This window comes from Bacillus sp. FSL W8-0645 (assembly GCF_038007905.1).
Taxonomy (GTDB): Bacteria; Bacillota; Bacilli; order Bacillales; family Bacillaceae; genus Bacillus; species Bacillus pumilus.
This window is the reverse complement of sequence record NZ_JBBOYC010000001.1, coordinates 3802008-3820140: the sequence shown is the minus strand read 5'-3', so window position 1 is coordinate 3820140 and position 18133 is coordinate 3802008. Positions and strand designations below refer to the sequence as shown.

General features: G+C 42.2%; 19 protein-coding genes. 16 read left to right on the top strand and 3 right to left on the bottom strand.

All coding sequences use genetic code 11. From position 1 onward, the window contains the following. Positions 1-6: 6 nt before the first annotated feature. Positions 7-1326: a hydrolase gene (locus NST39_RS19760; protein ID WP_065097571.1), complete on the bottom strand. Its 1320-nt coding sequence runs from the start codon at positions 1324-1326 to the stop codon at positions 7-9. 285 nt (positions 1327-1611) lie between these two features. On the opposite strand from NST39_RS19760, the gene NST39_RS19755 reads away from it, so the two are divergent. The 10 genes from NST39_RS19755 (at position 1612) to wrbA (ending at position 9533) form a co-directional block, all read left to right on the top strand. Further along, complete coding sequence (locus NST39_RS19755) at positions 1612-1818, top strand: DUF951 domain-containing protein (RefSeq protein WP_012011910.1); 207 nt, start codon at positions 1612-1614, stop codon at positions 1816-1818. A 216-nt stretch (positions 1819-2034) separates the two neighbouring features. Then, positions 2035-3135 carry a redox-regulated ATPase YchF gene (gene ychF / locus NST39_RS19750; protein WP_044139039.1) on the top strand — a complete coding sequence of 367 codons (1101 nt, stop codon included), beginning with the start codon at positions 2035-2037 and terminating at the stop codon, positions 3133-3135. Between the two features lie 108 nt (positions 3136-3243). Then, on the top strand, positions 3244-3531 hold the full coding sequence (gene rpsF, locus NST39_RS19745; protein ID WP_044139040.1) for a 30S ribosomal protein S6: 288 nt from the start codon (positions 3244-3246) through the stop codon (positions 3529-3531). Between the two features lie 36 nt (positions 3532-3567). Beyond that, positions 3568-4113 (top strand): single-stranded DNA-binding protein SsbA, encoded by a 546-nt coding sequence (ssbA, locus tag NST39_RS19740; RefSeq protein WP_065097572.1) that lies wholly within the window; start codon positions 3568-3570, stop codon positions 4111-4113. A 40-nt stretch (positions 4114-4153) separates the two neighbouring features. After that, positions 4154-4393, top strand: a complete 240-nt coding sequence (gene rpsR / locus NST39_RS19735; RefSeq protein WP_008347556.1) for a 30S ribosomal protein S18 — start codon at positions 4154-4156, stop codon at positions 4391-4393. A gap of 209 nt (positions 4394-4602) precedes the next feature. Beyond that, entirely contained in the window at positions 4603-5568 is a 966-nt protein-coding gene (locus NST39_RS19730) for an ABC transporter ATP-binding protein (RefSeq protein WP_341029917.1), read from the top strand. Next, a complete protein-coding gene (locus NST39_RS19725; protein ID WP_044139043.1) occupies positions 5561-7078 on the top strand; it encodes an ABC transporter permease/substrate-binding protein in 1518 nt (505 codons plus the stop codon). Before NST39_RS19730 ends, NST39_RS19725 begins: the two co-directional genes overlap by 8 nt. 191 nt (positions 7079-7269) lie before the next feature. Further along, complete coding sequence (locus NST39_RS19720) at positions 7270-8241, top strand: ring-cleaving dioxygenase (protein ID WP_283924083.1); 972 nt, start codon at positions 7270-7272, stop codon at positions 8239-8241. Continuing rightward, the gene (locus tag NST39_RS19715) at positions 8238-8846 is read left to right on the top strand and encodes an alpha/beta hydrolase (protein WP_044139045.1); all 609 of its coding nucleotides are present in this window, start codon (positions 8238-8240) and stop codon (positions 8844-8846) included. Before NST39_RS19720 ends, NST39_RS19715 begins: the two co-directional genes overlap by 4 nt. 18 nt (positions 8847-8864) lie before the next feature. Further along, a complete protein-coding gene (gene wrbA, locus NST39_RS19710) occupies positions 8865-9533 on the top strand; it encodes an NAD(P)H:quinone oxidoreductase (protein WP_044139046.1) in 669 nt (222 codons plus the stop codon). A gap of 48 nt (positions 9534-9581) precedes the next feature. On the opposite strand, the gene katX is transcribed toward wrbA, so the two are convergent. Next, entirely contained in the window at positions 9582-11192 is a 1611-nt protein-coding gene (katX, locus tag NST39_RS19705; RefSeq protein WP_376765254.1) for a catalase KatX, read from the bottom strand. A gap of 84 nt (positions 11193-11276) precedes the next feature. Here katX and NST39_RS19700 point away from each other — a divergent pair, with 84 nt between their 5' ends. From NST39_RS19700 to NST39_RS19690, 3 genes are all read left to right on the top strand, one after another. After that, positions 11277-11933 (top strand): hypothetical protein, encoded by a 657-nt coding sequence (locus NST39_RS19700; RefSeq protein ID WP_003214666.1) that lies wholly within the window; start codon positions 11277-11279, stop codon positions 11931-11933. Positions 11934-12081: 148 nt separating this feature from the next. Continuing rightward, complete coding sequence (locus tag NST39_RS19695; protein WP_113767979.1) at positions 12082-12576, top strand: RNA polymerase sigma factor; 495 nt, start codon at positions 12082-12084, stop codon at positions 12574-12576. Beyond that, positions 12577-13434 carry a DUF3298 and DUF4163 domain-containing protein gene (locus tag NST39_RS19690; RefSeq protein ID WP_003214892.1) on the top strand — a complete coding sequence of 286 codons (858 nt, stop codon included), beginning with the start codon at positions 12577-12579 and terminating at the stop codon, positions 13432-13434. Positions 13435-13478: 44 nt separating this feature from the next. Here NST39_RS19690 and NST39_RS19685 read toward each other — a convergent pair whose 3' ends face one another. Then, positions 13479-14408, bottom strand: coding sequence for a manganese-dependent inorganic pyrophosphatase (locus tag NST39_RS19685; RefSeq protein WP_217012622.1), 930 nt, complete (start codon positions 14406-14408; stop codon positions 13479-13481). Between the two features lie 302 nt (positions 14409-14710). Between NST39_RS19685 and NST39_RS19680 the strand changes: the two genes are divergently transcribed. The 3 genes from NST39_RS19680 to rplI are packed head-to-tail and all read left to right on the top strand — an operon-like array spanning position 14711 to position 18105. Continuing rightward, positions 14711-15649 carry a YybS family protein gene (locus NST39_RS19680; protein WP_143247852.1) on the top strand — a complete coding sequence of 313 codons (939 nt, stop codon included), beginning with the start codon at positions 14711-14713 and terminating at the stop codon, positions 15647-15649. A 30-nt stretch (positions 15650-15679) separates the two neighbouring features. Further along, complete coding sequence (locus tag NST39_RS19675; protein WP_341029915.1) at positions 15680-17659, top strand: DHH family phosphoesterase; 1980 nt, start codon at positions 15680-15682, stop codon at positions 17657-17659. After that, positions 17656-18105, top strand: a complete 450-nt coding sequence (gene rplI, locus NST39_RS19670) for a 50S ribosomal protein L9 (protein ID WP_341029914.1) — start codon at positions 17656-17658, stop codon at positions 18103-18105. Before NST39_RS19675 ends, rplI begins: the two co-directional genes overlap by 4 nt. Positions 18106-18133: the final 28 nt, after the last annotated feature.

The following is an 18133-nucleotide window of genomic DNA, read 5'->3' as shown; positions in this document are numbered from 1 at the left end:
CCTTTCTTAATGAATACCCATTTGCATCGCAAGGCGTCTATCTGCCTTGGCGTAATCATCACCCATTGTGTACATATGTCTTGAAAGGGAAGAAAGTTCTTGTTCGTAATCTCTCAAGGTGTACAGGGCATTCAGTTGTTTTTCATGTGAATAAAAGGAGGAATGATGTTGTTCCATCCTCACTTCTTCTACCAGTGCTTCCACATCACTTGGACTTAATAAATCATAGTGGCCAAAGCCGACGAGTCCTTTGAGCTCTTGTTTTACATGCTGGACGGCGTCTTTTACACTTTCATCGATCCCATCGATTTTATCAAATATAGTGTGTACTTCATGTTCAATCACACTTTGGAGATCGTAGGATGAATTTTTCAGTAAATGGGATTTTATGATAATTTCTAGACCGCTTTGTGCATATGCACGTCCAGAATGGATTTCTTGCAACAGCATGGCTGTAAAACTTGTATTATGATCAAGCTGTTCATCTAAAATACGGGCAGATCCATCTTTGTGGAATGAATACCCATTTCCTTTTAAACTCCCAGAAATAAGAGCTAAAAAAGCATTTGTATCAAAGGATTCGTTCCATTCTATATTCATAGACGCAAAAGCTGATTTTAAAAAGGTGTCAATTTCTCTTTGTTTATATTTAACGGATTCTTGGATGTCGCCTTGTTGCTGTGGCGGCACGGTGTACTTAACTTGACCAACTCCATGATCATGGCGATTGAGTAAACCTACATAATGACTAGGTTGAATATATTCAGTCAAGATCCGTGTATATTGACCTTGCTGCGTTTTCTGCTGAATCGAAGGCGCCAGACTGCTCCATATATTTGGGCTATCAAAGGTGACGGCTTTTTTGACAGCTGGCTGTTCTGTCGCAACATAAGCACAAACAGCACCGGCAAGGGCTTGTCCAGTGAGATAGATACCTGCATTGGGATGCTTCTGGCTGACTTGCTCTATGTATTCCTTCCCTTTAAAAAAGACATGATCTTGATTGCTATCAAGGGACTTCCTTTCAATGGGATAGGCATAATCCGTTTTGAGCAATGACTGTGCCGCAGTGTGTACATCTTGTGGCGAGGTCACCGGCATTTGCTTTGGCATCGGACAGTGAAAAGCGACGATGAACTCGTCTGATTGTTCCGGCTGCATCGTTAATCCATATAATTGATGATCGACCTTGAGAAAATCATGGACAGTGAGCGTTTGCTGACCTATTTCTATCGTATGGTGCTGCTGGTAATTGTCTATGTTTCCAGCATGATCGGATATGATTTTATATTCTTTATCAGTTAATCTATCCTTTCGATTGACCATCGTACCTGCTCCCTCACATAACATTTATGCAGATATCATAAATCAAAAAATATGGAAAAACCACAGCGTTCTACCAATAAAAACCTTTCGACCTACAGTGTTTGTGACAATATTGAAAAAAAGCGGAGTTTAAGTAACTATTGGTCACAAATAAAATGATCTAAAAGAAGGGTTTTTTCTATAAAAAAGAATAGAAGAAAGAGGGTCTTTGCTTTGTGCATTGCTCTTCATCGCCGTTTTTTTGTACAATAGATTCAATGAAGTGAGCAAGAGAGGTGAAAGCTGATGGCAGACAAAGCGTTTGGGTTACATGACGTCGTTGAAATGAAGAAACCCCATCCATGTGGTGTCAATCGGTGGAAAGTAATTCGGTTGGGCATGGATATTCGCATTAAATGTGAAGGCTGCGGGCATAGCGTCATGATCCCAAGAAGAGACTTTGAACGAAAAATGAAAAAAATTCTCGTCAAGCATGAGGAGCCAACTGCTTAAGTAGGCCTCATGCTTTTTTGATGAAATTTGTCTTTTGTATAGAAGAATTAGATGCAAATTTCCGTTTTAAAGGATTGATTTATTCTTTTTGGCAATGTTTCTTCTATTGATAATGCATAACGGTTAGCTTGTCTTTTCATGTAAACCTACTTATAATTGCTCTAGGTTCATATTACGCAGTATAACGAGCACGTTTGATATAGAGGAGATGAAAGAATGGCTTTAACAGCTGGTATTGTTGGCTTACCTAACGTCGGGAAGTCAACGCTATTTAATGCAATTACACAGGCTGGAGCGGAGTCTGCTAACTATCCGTTTTGTACCATTGATCCAAACGTCGGAATTGTAGAAGTTCCAGACGAGCGTTTGCAAAAACTAACAGAATTGGTGCAGCCGAAAAAGACAGTTCCGACTGCTTTTGAATTCACTGATATTGCTGGTATTGTCAAAGGGGCTTCAAAAGGTGAAGGTTTAGGGAATAAATTCCTTTCTCACATTCGTCAAGTAGATGCGATCTGTCACGTGGTGAGAGCTTTTGCAGATGATAACATCACACACGTATCAGGTAAGGTTGACCCTGTGTCAGATATCGAAACCATTAATTTAGAGTTGATTTTGGCTGATTTAGAAACAGTTGAAAAACGTTTGGCTCGTGTGAGTAAGCTTGCAAAACAAAAGGATAAGGAAGCGGTAGCTGAATTTGATATTTTGTCGAAGCTAATGAACGCATTTGAAGCTGGGAAATCGGCAAGATCTGTAGAATTTACAGATGAGCAGCAGAAGCTTGTGAAACAGCTTCATTTACTCACATCTAAACCAGTTCTTTATGTAGCAAATGTGAGTGAGGATGAAGTAGCAGATCATGACGGCAACGAATATGTGCAGCAAATCCGTGAGTTTGCTTCTGGTGAAAATGCTGAAGTCATCGTCGTATGTGCGAAGATCGAGTCTGAAATTGCAGAGCTTGAAGGAGAAGAGAAGCAAATGTTCCTTGAAGAGCTTGGCATCAAAGAGTCAGGTCTAGATCAGCTGATTCAAGCATCTTATTCACTTCTTGGTTTAGCTACTTATTTCACAGCAGGTGAGCAGGAAGTACGCGCTTGGACGTTTAAAAAGGGAATGAAGGCACCGGAATGTGCTGGAATCATTCATACGGACTTTGAACGTGGGTTTATTCGTGCTGAAACGGTTGCATATGAAGATTTACTTGCTGGTGGAAGCATGTCTGCTGCAAAAGAGGCTGGAAAAGTCCGTCTAGAAGGTAAAGAATATGTAGTGAAAGATGGAGACGTCATTCATTTCCGTTTTAATGTATAGGTTCTTGTCATAGGCCAAGTAATTTGTTATAATATACAATTGTGAGTAATATAATTTATTGCTCCTTGCCCGTATAGGGCCGCTTAGACCAAAAGGAGGTGCAATCAGATGAGAAAGTACGAAGTTATGTACATCATCCGCCCAACAGTTGACGATGAGGCTAAAAAAGCAGTTATCGAGCGTTTCAATAACGTGTTAACTTCAAACGGTGCGGAGATCACTGGAACAAAGGATTGGGGTAAACGTCGTCTTTCATACGAAATCAACGATTTCCGTGAAGGCTTCTACCAAATCGTAAACGTTCAATCTGACGCTGCAGCAGTTCAAGAATTTGACCGCTTAGCTAAGATCAGTGACGATATCATTCGCCACATTGTTGTTAAAGAAGAAGTATAAATCATTGAAATATATATTTAAAGGTGGTCTTTCAATATGCTAAACCGTGTTGTATTGGTCGGAAGACTAACAAAAGACCCTGAGCTTCGCTACACGCCTAATGGTGCGGCTGTAGCCACGTTTACTCTAGCTGTGAATCGTACGTTTACGAATCAATCTGGAGAGCGTGAAGCCGATTTCATTAACTGTGTTACTTGGAGAAGACAAGCCGAGAACGTGGCTAATTTCTTGAAAAAAGGAAGTCTTGCCGGTGTAGACGGTCGTTTGCAGACAAGAAACTATGAAAATCAGCAAGGACAGCGTGTCTTCGTGACAGAAGTTCAAGCTGAAAGTGTTCAATTTCTTGAGCCTAAGAGCGGCAGTGCTGGTTCAGGTGGATACAGCGGCGGTGGCAATAGCGGAGGCCAGTATTATGGCGGTAGCCAAAACGATCAGAATCCATTTGGAAATGAACCAAATCAAAATCCATATGGCAATCAAAGCAACCAACAAAATCGTAATCAGGGAAATAGCTTCAATGATGACCCATTTGCGAATGATGGTAAACCGATTGACATCTCCGATGATGATTTGCCATTCTAATTGATTTGAAAAATTGACTAAAGGAAAGGTGTGAAAACAAATGGCAGGTGGACGCAGAGGCGGTCGTGCGAAACGTCGTAAGGTATGTTTCTTTACTTCTAACGGTATCACGCACATCGATTACAAAGATGTTGATCTTCTTAGAAAGTTTGTTTCTGAGCGTGGTAAAATTTTACCTCGTCGTGTAACAGGAACTAGCGCTAAGTATCAACGTAAATTGACATTAGCGATTAAAAAATCACGTCAAATGGCATTACTTCCATACGTTACTGGTGAGTAAGTCGTTTACTTAAAAGCGGAGAGCCTCGAGCTCTTCGCTTTTTTTTGTCTCACGAAGAATCTCATCCGATTTGGCTAGAGCTGTTTTTGGCGGGCACCTTAGGGGAAGTATGTAAAAGAGAGTAAAAGTGACAGTTTGTTCTATACAAATACGGGGTTGATCTGTCATATTGGTAGTCTAGAAAATAATTGCAGTCAGGGCGTGGGAAGATGATTGAATTTAAGAAGGTATCGATGCAATTTTCTGATGAGCGCTATGCCGTTCAATCGGTTGATTTAGAGATTCAGAAAGGTGAGTTTTTTGTTTTCATTGGACCTAGTGGAAGCGGGAAAACGACAACATTGAAAATGATCAATCGTCTCATTTCTTCTACAGAAGGTGAGATTTACATAAAGGGTCAAAAAATAAATGATTATGATATGTATGAACTGCGCTGGGATATTGGGTATGTTCTGCAGCAAATTGCTCTTTTTCCTCATATGACCATTGAAGAAAATATCGCTGTGGTGCCAGAGCTCAAACAATGGAGTCGGAACGAGATTAAAAAGCGAGTGGATGAATTGATGCAGATGGTTGGGCTTGACCCTGCTATGTATCGACATCGAAAGCCATCAGAGCTATCTGGTGGACAGCAGCAGCGTATCGGTGTTGCACGTGCACTTGCAGCTGATCCGGAGATTGTCCTCATGGATGAACCATTTAGTGCGTTAGATCCACTAACGAGGGAGAAATTGCAGGATGATCTGCTTGATTTGCAGCGCCGTATTCAAAAGACCATTGTCTTCGTGACACACGATATGCAGGAGGCGATGAGGCTTGGTGATCGAATTTGTATCATGAAGGAAGGGAAAGTGGTGCAGATTGGTCGTCCAGAGGAATTGGTTCAACACCCAGTGAATGCTTTTGTTCGGGAGTTTGTCTCAGGGGCTGCTCGCCATGCGTTACATCAATCGTTTGAGCTAGAGGACATGGCTAGACCAATGGCTCACGAGGCTCTTTTAGGCTATGAAGCGATCGCAGCACATGCCACGCTGGATGAGGTCTTATCCCAATTGGCAAAGCATGAGGAATTGGCTGTGGAAAAGGATGGGGAGCGAATTGGACTAGTGAATCGTCAAGCGGTGATTCAGTTTTTAGCTGATTCTCCTAGAGAGAGGGGCGAGTCACATGAATGATTGGATCAATGTGTTATTGGATCGAAAAGAACAATTGGGACACGCCTTACTTGAGCATATTCAAATTTCGTTTATTGCTTTATTTTTAGCCATTTTGATTGCCATTCCCTTAGGTATCTATTTAACGAGAGTGCCAAAGCTTGCAGAATGGGTGATTGGGGTGACGGCGGTCTTGCAAACAATCCCGTCGCTTGCGCTGCTTGGCTTGCTGATTCCTCTTGTTGGAATTGGGCAAGTTCCTGCGATTATTGCGCTTGTCGTTTATGCCCTACTCCCTATTTTAAGAAATACATATACAGGCATTCAGGAGGTCGACCCTTCCCTGAGAGAAGCGGCGCTTGCCATGGGAATGAATCACCGTAAACGGTTATTAAAGGTGGAACTGCCTCTGGCCATGCCAGTCATCATGGCAGGTATCCGAACCGGGATGGTTCTCATTGTGGGAACTGCCACTCTTGCCGCACTGATCGGAGCTGGGGGATTAGGAAGTCTAATTTTGCTGGGAATTGACCGAAATGATATGTCACTCATTGTCATTGGCGCTATACCAGCAGCCTTACTCGCACTCTTATTTGATGTGGTGCTGCGCACGTTTGAGAAAATCTCTTTTAAAAAGACTGTGATTTCTGTGACGGTTTTTGCTGTGTTCGCAGTAGCTATTGTCGCGGGCCCATTACTGTTTCAACAAGAAAAGAAGGAAATCACCATCGGTGGAAAGCTAGGATCGGAGCCTGAAATTCTGATCTCGATGTATAAGCTTTTAATTGAACAGGATACGGATATTCAAGTCAATCTTAAGCCTGGTCTTGGCAAGACGTCTTTTGTTTTTCAAGCTTTACGGTCTGGTGATATTGACATTTATCCTGAGTTTACGGGCACTGCGATTTCTGAGTTCCTCAAACAAACAGCGAAAAGCACAGATAAAGAAAAAGTGTATGAGCAAGCGCGGCGCGGTTTGGAATCATCTTTTAAGCTCCGCCTTCTTGAGCCGATGGCTTACAATAATACGTATGCTTTAGCCGTGCCTCAGTCGCTGGCTGATCAATATGATGTATCCAATATATCAGATCTAGGCAAGATCAAGAATCGCATAAAAGCTGGATTCACCTTAGAATTTTCTGATCGACAGGATGGGTATCGAGGTATTCAAAAGACCTATCAACTTGCCTTTGATGATGTGGTGACGATGGAACCGAAGCTTCGGTATCGAGCGATTCAAAAAGGAGATATCAATTTAGTCGATGCGTATTCGACAGACAGTGAATTGAGGCAATACAAATTAAAGGTGCTTGATGATGATCAGCATGTTTTCCCGCCATATCAAGGAGCACCGCTGCTAAGGCAGGAGACATTAACGGAGTACCCTGAGATTGAGACCTCTCTCAATAAGCTCGGTGGTCAAATCACAGACGATGAGATGAGAGAAATGAATTATGAAGTGAATGTAAAAGGTAAGGATGCATTTCAGGTAGCGAAAGCCTATTTAAAAAAGAAAAAATTACTGCAATAATCAAGGAAGAGCAGGTCTGTTATGCAAAAACAGACCTGCTTTTTTCAAAGGAAAAACAAAAATCGTTGACTTTTATTTAAAAACATCATATCCTTAATTCGAGATAAATATATTTTTTTGATTTAATATCTCGAATTCGAGATAATATAAAGACGTCAGTAAAGACATAATGAATAGAGGCTTGTTACTTCATGATTAGGAGGTCATTAGAAGTGAAGAAAACAGAAGGAATTCACCATATCACAGCAATTGTAGGGCATCCTCAGGAGAACGTTGATTTTTATGCAGGTGTTTTAGGACTTCGTCTCGTGAAGAAGACCGTGAATTTTGATGATCCAGGTACTTACCATTTATATTTTGGAAATGAAGGAGGATCTCCGGGAACGATTATCACGTTTTTCCCTTGGCCAGGTGCTCAAAAGGGACAAATTGGCGCAGGTCAAGTGGGCGTGACGACATATGTTGTACCACCAGGCGCTTTCTCTTTCTGGGAGGAACGTCTTGAGCAGTTTGATATTTCTTATGAAATGGTTGAACGTTTTGATGAAGCCTTTCTCTCATTTGAAGATCCACACGGCTTGTTGATTGAGCTTGTAGAGCGTGCGGAAGGGAAACAAAATGAGTGGACATTTAACGGAGTCACACCAGATGTTGCGATAAAAGGGTTTGGGGGAGCGGTTTTATTAACATCACAGCCAGAGCAAACGATGCAGCTGCTCGAACAAACAATGGGTTTTGAACGAGTTGGAGCAGAAGAGGACTATGTGAGATTCCGTTCGTTTGGTGAGATAGGCAATGTCATTGATGTGAACAAGACACCTGTTGCACGCGGACGTATGGGTGTTGGAGTGGTGCATCATATTGCATGGAGAGCGACAGATGATCAGGATCAGTTAGATTGGCAAAGACATATTGCGCAAAGCGGGTATCAAGTGACACCTGTGCAAGATCGAAATTACTTCAATGCCATTTATTTTAGAGAGCTTGGCGGCATATTATTTGAAATTGCGACTGATCCTCCGGGGTTTGCACACGATGAATCAGTGGAAACTATGGGTGAAGCATTGAAACTGCCACCGCAATATGAAGCGCAGCGCAGTCAGATTGAACAAATTGTGCTGCCAATAGAAGTGAGAGAATTGAAAGGGAAAGGAGATGCATGATGAAACATCTTTTTCGAAAAGGAAAGAATGAACAAAGACCTGTTTTGTTATTACTGCATGGTACTGGCGGGACGGAAGAAGATTTATTGCCGCTTGCCGATTTAGTAGATGCTGACGCTTCTGTTCTTAGTGTGAGAGGAAATGTGTTGGAAAACGGTATGCCGCGCTTTTTCAGACGTTTAGCAGAGGGTGTTTTCGATGAGCAGGATTTAATTGAGCGGACAGAGGAACTTTATACATTTATCGGAGAAGCAGCAGATGAATATGGGTTCGATCGTCACAATGTCGTCGCTCTCGGATATTCCAATGGGGCGAACATTGCAGGAAGTCTTTTATTCCATTACGAGGATGCGTTAAAAGGAGCGATCCTGCATCATCCAATGGTTCCAAGACGCGGAGTTTCATTGCCTTCATTGGCGGGGAAACAAGTCTTTATCGCAGCTGGTAAAAATGACCCAATGTGCCGCCCAGAGGAATCACAAGAGCTCGAGCAATTGCTGCAAGGCGCAGGCGCTTCGGTCACACTACATTGGGAAAACCGCGGACATCAGCTAACGAGAGAAGAAGTCGATGCTGCGGCATTATGGTATCGTCGTCAATTTTAATGAAGGTAGGGAATATAGATGGGATTTTTACAGAAGCTTTTTGGGCAAACCAAACAAAAGGAGATGGAACAAATGGAAAACGTAAAATTAGCAGTTATTTATTATAGTTCAACAGGTACAAACTATCAGATGGCAAAATGGGCAGAGGCTGGAGCGAAAGAAGCTGGAGCTGAAGTGAAAGTATTAAAGGTTGCTGAATTGGCACCAGAAGCAGTTGTGGCATCAAATCCAGCATGGAAAGCACATTTAGACGAAACAAAGGATGTCCCAGAGGTTCAATTAAGTGATTTAGAGTGGGCAGATGCCATCATCTTTAGCATGCCAACACGTTTTGGTAACCTACCGGCTCAAATGAAGCAATTCTTAGACACAACTGGCGGCTTATGGTTCCAAGGGAAATTGGCAAACAAAGCAGTGAGTGCGATGACTTCTGCACAAAACCCAAATGGCGGGCAGGAGCAGACCATTCTCAGTCTTTACACAACGATGTTCCACTGGGGAGCGATTATTGCCGCTCCTGGATACACAGATGACTCGTTATACGGTGCAGGGGGCAACCCTTACGGCGTGAGTGTCACTGTTGACCAAAACGGAAAGATTCAAGAGGATGCCGAAGCTGCTGCAAAACATCAAGCAAAACGTACAGTCAATGTAGCAGAATGGATCAAAAAGGGTCAAAACGCTTAATCGATGAATACAAAAAGAATGCAGCCTAGGCGCTGCATTCTTTTTTATTTAATAAGGATCTGATGGTGTGCTGTTGTTAATCGCTTCGTCTACAGCTTGTGCGGCGCCTGTAGACCCTATAGGTCCGCTTGGCTGTTCTTGTTTGAAGGCTTTTAGGCCATCAGCGACACGCTTTCCGTAATCAGGGTCTGCCTTTGTAAAGTTTTCGATCATTTGCTCTTGTATGTCCTTTTGACAGGTCGCAAGGGTGTTGACTAAGTTCTTAATCAATTCCTCACGTTCCCAATCATTGAAGCGGCGATATGTTTCTCCGGCTTGTCCGAAGTTGTTCGGGCGGTCAATGGCTTCCCGTTTGACGTCACCTTCTACAAAAGGCGTATGATCCTTTCCATCCTGCTTGGCTTCTTTTAATCCGCCGAGGATCGATGGTTCATAATTCACATGAGGATTTTGCCCTTTGCCTTGATCGACCTGGTATTCCATTTGCCCATCTCTTTGATTCGTGGCGACATGCTTTTTCGGTGCATTGATCGGCAGCTGTAAATAGTTCGGTCCCACACGATATCGCTGCGTATCAGAGTAAGAGAAGGTGCGCCCTTGAAGCAATTTATCATCTGAGAAATCCAAACCGTCTACGAGAACGCCAGTCCCAAAGGCGACCTGCTCAACTTCTGCGAAATAATTTTCTGGATTTTTGTTTAACACCATTCGTCCGATCGGTTTCCATGGATAGTCATCCTTGTACCAAAGCTTTGTTGGATCAAGCGGATCAAAGTCAAGGTGAGGGTGGGCATCATCTTCCATAATCTGCGCATAGACCTCCCATTCAGGATGATCTCCTTGCTCAATAGCTTCATATAAATCCTGTGTGGCATGATTAAAGTTTTCACCTTGTATCGCTTGAGCCTGTTCTTGTGTCAGGTTGCGAATGCCTTGCTTCGGTTCAAAGTGATATTTGACCAGCACTGCTTTTCCTTCATGGTTCACCCATTTGTACGCATGGACACCTGAGCCTTGCATGTGGCGATAGGTTGCTGGGATACCCCATGGTGAAAAGAGAAATGTCACCATATGTGTCGCTTCTGGAGATTGCGAGACGAAGTCAAAAATACGCTCGCCGTCCTGCCGATTGGTGACAGGATCAGGCTTAAAGGCATGAACCAAATCTGGAAACTTCAAAGCATCTCGGATAAAGAAAATTTTCAGGTTGTTTCCAACGAGGTCCCAGTTGCCTTCTTCTGTATAAAATTTAATCGCAAACCCTCTCGGATCGCGCAATGTTTCTGGCGAATGACCGCCGTGAATGACAGCAGAAAAACGAACGAAAACAGGAGTCTTTTTTCCTTTTTCCTGAAATAACTTCGCCCTTGTATAAGTGGAAATGGGCTCGTCACCGAATGTGCCATAGGCTTCAAAATAACCGTGAGCTCCTGCACCGCGCGCATGGACGACACGTTCAGGAATACGTTCGCGATCAAAATGACTGATTTTTTCTAGGAAATCGTAATTTTCAAGCGTAGTTGGGCCTCTATTTCCAACGGTTCTCATATTTTGATTGTCTGTTACGGGGTGACCTTGCCGATTTGTTAAAGTGTCTTCTGACTCTGAAGATGGCTTAGGGTGTTGATCTTCTTTCAATTCGAATCCCTCCTTCAATATCTCCCTAACAATATGGTCATCTTTCTCCCTATTTCATACAAGGATTGATATAATGATTGAAAACTTTCACGAGGAGCGAACCTGATGATTCGATTACACTGCCTTCATGCCCATCCGTCTAATCAGTCCTATATAGAGGACGTGTTTGGTGATACAGATATTGAGTTGCATCACACGGTCGATTCATCATTTATAGAACGTGCCACAAAAGATCCCGATTTTAATCCTCACAAGCAGCAAACCTATGCCATCAACAAATTGATGAAAGAAGATGAAGCCGACATCATTCTGCTCACGTGCACACAATATATTGCCGCTTTGGGTGATCAGCAGCATCTCTTTAAGCAACCGATTGTTCCGATTGATGAACCGTTATTTGAACTGATTTGTCAGAAAAAAGGGCCTCTTCAACTTGTGTTTTCAAACCCGAATACAGTGGAAGGGACAATGAAGCGGCTTGAGTCATATGCAAAAGAGTACGGCAAACAGATTGATGCAGAGGTTATGGTGATGGAGGATGTCTTTCACCTTTGCCTAAATGGTGATATGCAGGATTATGAGGAGCTAATCAAAAAGCAGCTCAGAAGATGTATGAAAAAAAGTGGAGACATTTGCGTGATGCAACTATCAATGGTTCATGCGGCACAGCAGATGAAAGAGGAGACAGGCGTTCCGATCATTCATCCGCTTTCTCCACTTAAACAGTTTGTCCATCAAACAATATCCGCTTTGAAAGAGTGAACCTGTCTGGTTCGCTCTTTTTGTATAGAAACGGAAATGGAATGACATGTTAAAAAATAATCGAGCGCAAACTATTTTCAAAAGGTGCGCGTCTATCCATTGTAAGAAATAACCGATGCGCATTTAAGATAAAGGAGCTCTTTGTAAAATGAAGAAACGAAAAATTGAGGATCAATTTGCTGATTACGTAATGGAGCATAAACACAGTTTTTATCGATTATCCTATAGTTATGTCAAAAACCCAGAAGATTCGATGGATGTCGTTCAAGAGGCGATTCATAAAGCACTCAAATCTGTTCACCGATTAGAGGATGCGACCAAGATGCATAGCTGGTTTTATAAAATCGTGGTGAACGCAGCCCTAGACTTTTTACGAAAGAAGAAGCGGGTGCAAGTGACAGACGATGATACGCTTGAATTCTTATCACAGGGTGAATCAGATGTATATGAGGATCAAGATGTCAGAAGAGCCATAGAGGATTTGCCCGAAATCTACCGGGGCATCATTATCTTGAGATTCTTTGAAGATTTAAAACTAGAGGACATCGCCCACATTCTCGATGAAAATGAAAACACCATTAAAACAAGATTATATAAGGCGTTGCGGCTTTTAAAAGTAGAATTATCGCAGGAGGAAATATAAATGGATAAGTATTTAGAACAGTTAAAAGAGGAATATTTAGAAATCCCCATTCCACCGGAATATGATGCTATGGTTGAACGGACATTAAAACGAAAAAACAAAAAACCTCATTTTCAGCAATGGACGATCGGACTTGTTGCTGCGGCTGCTCTATTTGTCACGACTGTTAATGTCAGTCCACAGGCGGCAAGAGCTATTTCGGAGATACCTGTCATTGGCGAGCTGGTGAAAGTCGTGACATTCACAGAATTTAAAAAGAGCGATCAAGGAACGAATATTGACCTTAAAACACCACACGTTTCAGGGCTTGGGGACGGAAAATTACAAGACAGCCTGAATCAAAAATATTTAGCTGAAAACAAAAAGCTGTATCAAGATTTTGAAAAGGAAACAAAGGGATATAAAAATGGTCATTTAAGTGTTGAGAGCGGATATGAAGTGAGAACAAACAATGACCAAATTCTCTCACTAGGTCGATACAAGGTGACCACTCAGGCGTCTGCGGCAGAGGAAATGACGTATGATACGGTGGATAAGAAAAATCATGTACTCATTACATTACCAAGCCTGTTTAAAGATGACCGTTATATTGATGTGATTAGTGAAAATATTAAAGAGCAAATGAAGAAACAGATGAAAGAGGATTCAAATAAGATTTACTGGATTACCAAGCAAGATACGGTTGATCCGTTTAAGAAGATTCAGCCAGATCAAAGCTTCTATATCAATTCAAAAGGCAAACTGGTGATTTCCTTTAATGAATATGATGTGGCGCCTGGTTACATGGGTGTAGTTGAATTCACGATTCCAACAAGTGTGTTAAAGGATATTCTTGTCAGCGATATGTACATTCATTAAAAGAAGAAAAAAGACTGCTGAACATGTCAGCAGTCTTGTTGTGTTTATGAAGAAAGTGCGTCTGTCAGTGCAGGTACGACTTGTTTCTTTCTTGATACAACACCTTTTAGTAAAGCGGTGTTGTTTTCAAGTGTGACGTTAAATGCTTTTTCTACTTTTGCAGCTTCGGCACCGAGTGCAAGTGCAAGAGAGTCATTTTCTAGGATGTCTGTGATCACTAGAACGAATAGATCAAGACCTTTCGCTGCGATGACTTCATTGATTTTCGCTTCAATATCAGCCTGTCTTGCTGTAACTTCTGCGATATCTACTGTATTGACTTGCGCAATTTCCACTTTGCTATTGCCTAGTGCGAATTCTTTTGCATCAATTGTAATTAGTTCTTGAACCGTTTTTTGGCTTAGGTCAGCGCCAGCTTTTAGCATGTCTAGGCCGTAAACTTCTGGATCTACTCCTGCAATTTCAGCTAGCTCATGCGCAGCATCAATGTCTTGTTGTGTGCATGTTGGTGATTTGAATAGCAAGGAATCAGAAATGATTGCAGATAAAAGCAAACCAGCGATTTCTTTTTCAATCTTCACTTGGTTCTCTTTGTACATTTTGTTTAAGATTGTTGCTGTACAGCCAACAGGCTCAGCGCGATAGTATAGAGGTTCACTTGTTTCAAAGTTGGCAATACGGTGATGGTCAATGACCTCAGTCACTTGTACTTGATCAATATCGCTTACACTTTGTTGGAATTCGTTATGATCGACAAGAATGACTTGCTTTGTTTCGTTTGCAGCCGTTTCAATGAAACGAGGTGCTTCTTGTTTAAAGAAATCTAATGCGAATTGTGTTTCTCCATTGATTTCTCCAAGTCTGACCGCTTCTGCTTCGACGCCGATTTTGTTTTTTAGATCAGCGTAAGCGATAGCAGAGCAAATCGTGTCTGTGTCAGGGTTTTTGTGTCCGAATACGAGTGTTTTTCCCATGTGAATTCTCCTTCTTACATTTATTGATGATGTTTCTATTCTAACAGCTTTTGACCTTGAATTCAGGGTTTATAGCTAAGAATAATCTAAAAAATTGTAACATGCTGTTTGAAAAGTTGCATGTACGAATCGATATCAGTGTTCCACGTGAAACGCTCCTAAGATAGCCTGCATTTTACTTGCGATTTACCGCTATGGTAAAATAAAGGTTGGGGTAAGACATGGTGTAGCTTACATCGTACGTATACATAGAAGGATACATTGAGCAAGATATAGTAAAAGGATTGGATAGAGGTGAAGGTGTGAAACAAACTAAAGCGTTAGTAGAGGGCGCTATCATGATCAGTATTTTTTCTGTCATGACGCTGTTTTATTTGTATGTGCCGCTATTATCCATTATTTTCTTTCTAGCTGCTCCGATTCCGATCATCCTCTATACAATCAGGCACGGCTTGAAAAAAGGAATTGCTGCTGGCGCTATTGGGATAGTGATCAGCTTTTTAATTGGATCTATTAATGGACTCATGACGGCGCCAATTCTGATTGCTGTCGGATTAGGCATGGGTGTTTTCTATAGCAGAAGACAGCCTGGAAATGCCATCATTGCAGGTGCGCTGATCTATCTATTCAGTTTCCTTATCTCCTTTGTTGTCAGTGTTCAGCTTTTTCAAGTCGATATTATGAGTGTCGCGAAAGAGTCGATTGAGCAAATGATTCCAATGTTAGAGAGTGCCTTAAAGCAATCCGGCGCTTCTGAGCAGGACATTGCGAAGCAGCTGAAGCAGTTCAGAGAGATGAAGGATGCCGCATTGAGTGCTTTGCCTGTCGCGCTGTTGATGTTAGTTACGCTGACGGCGTTCGTGAACCACTGGTTTGTGAAGCCTCTGATCAAACGGTTTGTCAAAGACATGCCGGTTTTGAAGAAATTTAAGGATATGCGGCTGCCAAAAAGCATGGTATGGTATTATTTACTCACAATGCTTTTGATGCTGATTCAGACAGAAAAAGGCAGCTTTTTATCGCTCGTTCAAACGAGTGCGTTTCAAATTTTATTTATACTGGTGCTTATTCAGGGATTTTCTTTTATCTTCTATTATTGCCACGAAAAAAGCATCTCAAAAGCGGTGCCCGTTTTCGCTATCGTGTTAGGGGTTCTCTATCCGCCAATCGGTGTGATTGTGCGTATTATAGGGATTGCTGACATAGGCTTTGATTTAAGAGAAAAAGTAAAAAACAAATAATTCACTCTGAATGTTGAGGAGTTGATATCAGTGCCAAGCTTCTATAGAAAACCTGTCATCAAGTATCCGATCATCGCTTTGATTGTCCTTGCGGTGGTCACAGTCCTCCTCAACCTTTATTATAATTGGATCATAGGAGCGGTTGGTCTTTTAGTCCTTGCAGGTGTGCTCTACTTCTTAAAGTGGGCAGATACGCAAGTGCAAAAAGAGATTGATTCATATATTTCAACATTATCCTATCGAGTCAAAAAGGTTGGAGAAGAAGCATTAATGGAAATGCCAATTGGTATTATGCTGTTTAATGACCAGTATTATATCGAATGGACAAATCCATTTCTCGCTTCGTGTTTTCATGAAAGCACGCTTGTCGGCAGATCCTTGTATGATACATTCGAGTCCGTTGTGCCTCTTATTAAACAAGAGGTCGAGACAGAAAATGTGACGCTGAATGACCGGAAATTCAAAGTCATTATTAAACGGTCAGAGCGCCTTTTATATTTCTTTGATGTCACAGAACAGGTACAGATTGAAAGACAGTACGAAAATGAACGAACGGTGTTATCTTATATCTTTTTAGACAATTACGATGATGTCACGCAGGGCCTTGACGATCAGGTGCGCAGCACCATTAATAGTGAAGTGACGTCTCTGTTAAACAATTGGGCACAGGAATATGGCATTTTCCTGAAGCGAATTTCGTCCGAACGATTTATGGCGGTTCTAAATGAAAGCATTTTAGCAGAGCTGGAAGCGTCGAAATTCTCTATTCTAGACGAGGTCCGTGAGAAAACAGGAGCGCATAGTGCGACGCTTACCCTGAGTATGGGGATCGGTGCATCCGTACCTTCTTTAAAAGAGCTTGGGGCACTTGCGCAGTCGAGTCTTGATCTTGCCCTCGGACGAGGCGGCGATCAGGTAGCCATTAAGCAGCCGAATGGAAAAGTGAAATTCTACGGCGGGAAAACGAATCCAATGGAGAAACGGACACGTGTACGCGCACGAGTCATTTCTCATGCTTTAAAAGAAATTGTTTCTGAAAGCGGAAATGTCATGATCATGGGGCATAAGTTCCCAGACATGGACTCAATCGGTGCATCCATTGGGATTTTAAAGGTCGCCCAGGCTAATGGGAAAGAAGGCTATATTGTCATTGATGCCAACCAGATTGGGGACAGTGTTCAACGTTTGATTAGTGAAATTAAGAATTATGAAGATCTTTGGTCACGTTTTATCACGCCAGAGGAAGCCATGGAGCTTGCAAAGGATGACACGCTGCTTGTGGTCGTGGATACACATAAACCGTCTCTCGTCATGGAAGAACGACTACTCAATAAAATTGAAAATGTCGTGGTCATTGACCATCATAGACGCGGCGAGGAGTTTATCCGTGACCCATTACTTGTCTATATGGAGCCGTATGCTTCATCAACAGCAGAGCTTGTGACAGAGCTTTTAGAGTATCAGCCGAAGAAATTGCGCATTAACATGATTGAAGCTACTGCGCTTCTCGCAGGGATCATTGTTGATACGAAGAGTTTCTCGCTGAGAACGGGATCAAGAACGTTTGATGCAGCATCCTATCTTCGTGCAAAGGGGGCAGATCCTGTCCTTGTGCAAAAATTCCTAAAAGAGACCGTCGATCATTACATCAAACGGGCAAAGCTCATTCAGCATACAGATCTGTATCAAAATCAGGTGGCGATTGCTTCATTACCGTCAGACAGCTCGGAGTATTATGATCAAATCACGATTGCCCAGACGGCAGATTCCCTGTTGTCAATGAGTGAGGTAGAAGCGTCATTTGCTGTCGCTAGACGAGATGACAACACGGTGTGCATTAGTGCGAGATCATTAGGAGATATCAACGTCCAAATTATCATGGAAGCGTTAGATGGCGGCGGTCATTTAACTAACGCTGCAACCCAAATGTATGGTATAACCATTGAAGAAGCGGTAGAGCAGTTAAAAGCTGCCATTGATGAATATTTCGAAGGAGGGGTTCAAAGATGAAAGTCATCTTTCTAAAAGACGTAAAAGGCAAAGGGAAAAAAGGCGAAGTCAAGAATGTAGCTGACGGATATGCTCACAACTTTCTCATCAAACAAGGGTTAGCAGTTGAAGCAAACCCAACGAACCTAAGCGCATTGGAAGGGCAGAAGAACAAAGAGAAAAAGAATGCCATCCAAGAGCTTGAACAAGCGAAACAACTAAAAGAAACACTTGAGGCGCTAACAGTAGAACTAACAGCAAAATCAGGTGAAGGCGGCCGTCTGTTTGGATCAATTACAAGCAAACAAATCGCTGATAAATTGCAAAAAGATCATCAAATCAAAGTCGATAAGCGCAAAATCGAGCTGAATGACGCCATCCGTGCATTAGGATACACAAATGTACCGGTGAAGCTTCATCCAGAGGTACAGGTAACGTTAAAGGTTCATGTGACAGAACAAGCATAAACCGAAAAGAACCCGTCTCATGAGGAGG

What these genes read in the sequence shown, in the direction of transcription:
- NST39_RS19690 (WP_003214892.1), top strand. Translation starts at nt 12,577, where the DNA reads ATGGATAAGTATTTAGAACAGTTAAAAGAGGAATATTTAGAAATCCCC.
- NST39_RS19715 (WP_044139045.1), top strand. Translation starts at nt 8,238, where the DNA reads ATGATGAAACATCTTTTTCGAAAAGGAAAGAATGAACAAAGACCTGTT.
- NST39_RS19730 (WP_341029917.1), top strand. Translation starts at nt 4,603, where the DNA reads ATGATTGAATTTAAGAAGGTATCGATGCAATTTTCTGATGAGCGCTAT.
- NST39_RS19685 (WP_217012622.1), bottom strand. Translation starts at nt 14,408, where the DNA reads ATGGGAAAAACACTCGTATTCGGACACAAAAACCCTGACACAGACACG.
- rpsF (WP_044139040.1), top strand. Translation starts at nt 3,244, where the DNA reads ATGAGAAAGTACGAAGTTATGTACATCATCCGCCCAACAGTTGACGAT.
- NST39_RS19720 (WP_283924083.1), top strand. Translation starts at nt 7,270, where the DNA reads ATGATTAGGAGGTCATTAGAAGTGAAGAAAACAGAAGGAATTCACCAT.
- wrbA (WP_044139046.1), top strand. Translation starts at nt 8,865, where the DNA reads ATGGGATTTTTACAGAAGCTTTTTGGGCAAACCAAACAAAAGGAGATG.
- ssbA (WP_065097572.1), top strand. Translation starts at nt 3,568, where the DNA reads ATGCTAAACCGTGTTGTATTGGTCGGAAGACTAACAAAAGACCCTGAG.
- rpsR (WP_008347556.1), top strand. Translation starts at nt 4,154, where the DNA reads ATGGCAGGTGGACGCAGAGGCGGTCGTGCGAAACGTCGTAAGGTATGT.
- NST39_RS19700 (WP_003214666.1), top strand. Translation starts at nt 11,277, where the DNA reads ATGATTCGATTACACTGCCTTCATGCCCATCCGTCTAATCAGTCCTAT.
- NST39_RS19755 (WP_012011910.1), top strand. Translation starts at nt 1,612, where the DNA reads ATGGCAGACAAAGCGTTTGGGTTACATGACGTCGTTGAAATGAAGAAA.
- NST39_RS19695 (WP_113767979.1), top strand. Translation starts at nt 12,082, where the DNA reads ATGAAGAAACGAAAAATTGAGGATCAATTTGCTGATTACGTAATGGAG.
- rplI (WP_341029914.1), top strand. Translation starts at nt 17,656, where the DNA reads ATGAAAGTCATCTTTCTAAAAGACGTAAAAGGCAAAGGGAAAAAAGGC.
- NST39_RS19760 (WP_065097571.1), bottom strand. Translation starts at nt 1,326, where the DNA reads ATGGTCAATCGAAAGGATAGATTAACTGATAAAGAATATAAAATCATA.
- NST39_RS19725 (WP_044139043.1), top strand. Translation starts at nt 5,561, where the DNA reads ATGAATGATTGGATCAATGTGTTATTGGATCGAAAAGAACAATTGGGA.
- ychF (WP_044139039.1), top strand. Translation starts at nt 2,035, where the DNA reads ATGGCTTTAACAGCTGGTATTGTTGGCTTACCTAACGTCGGGAAGTCA.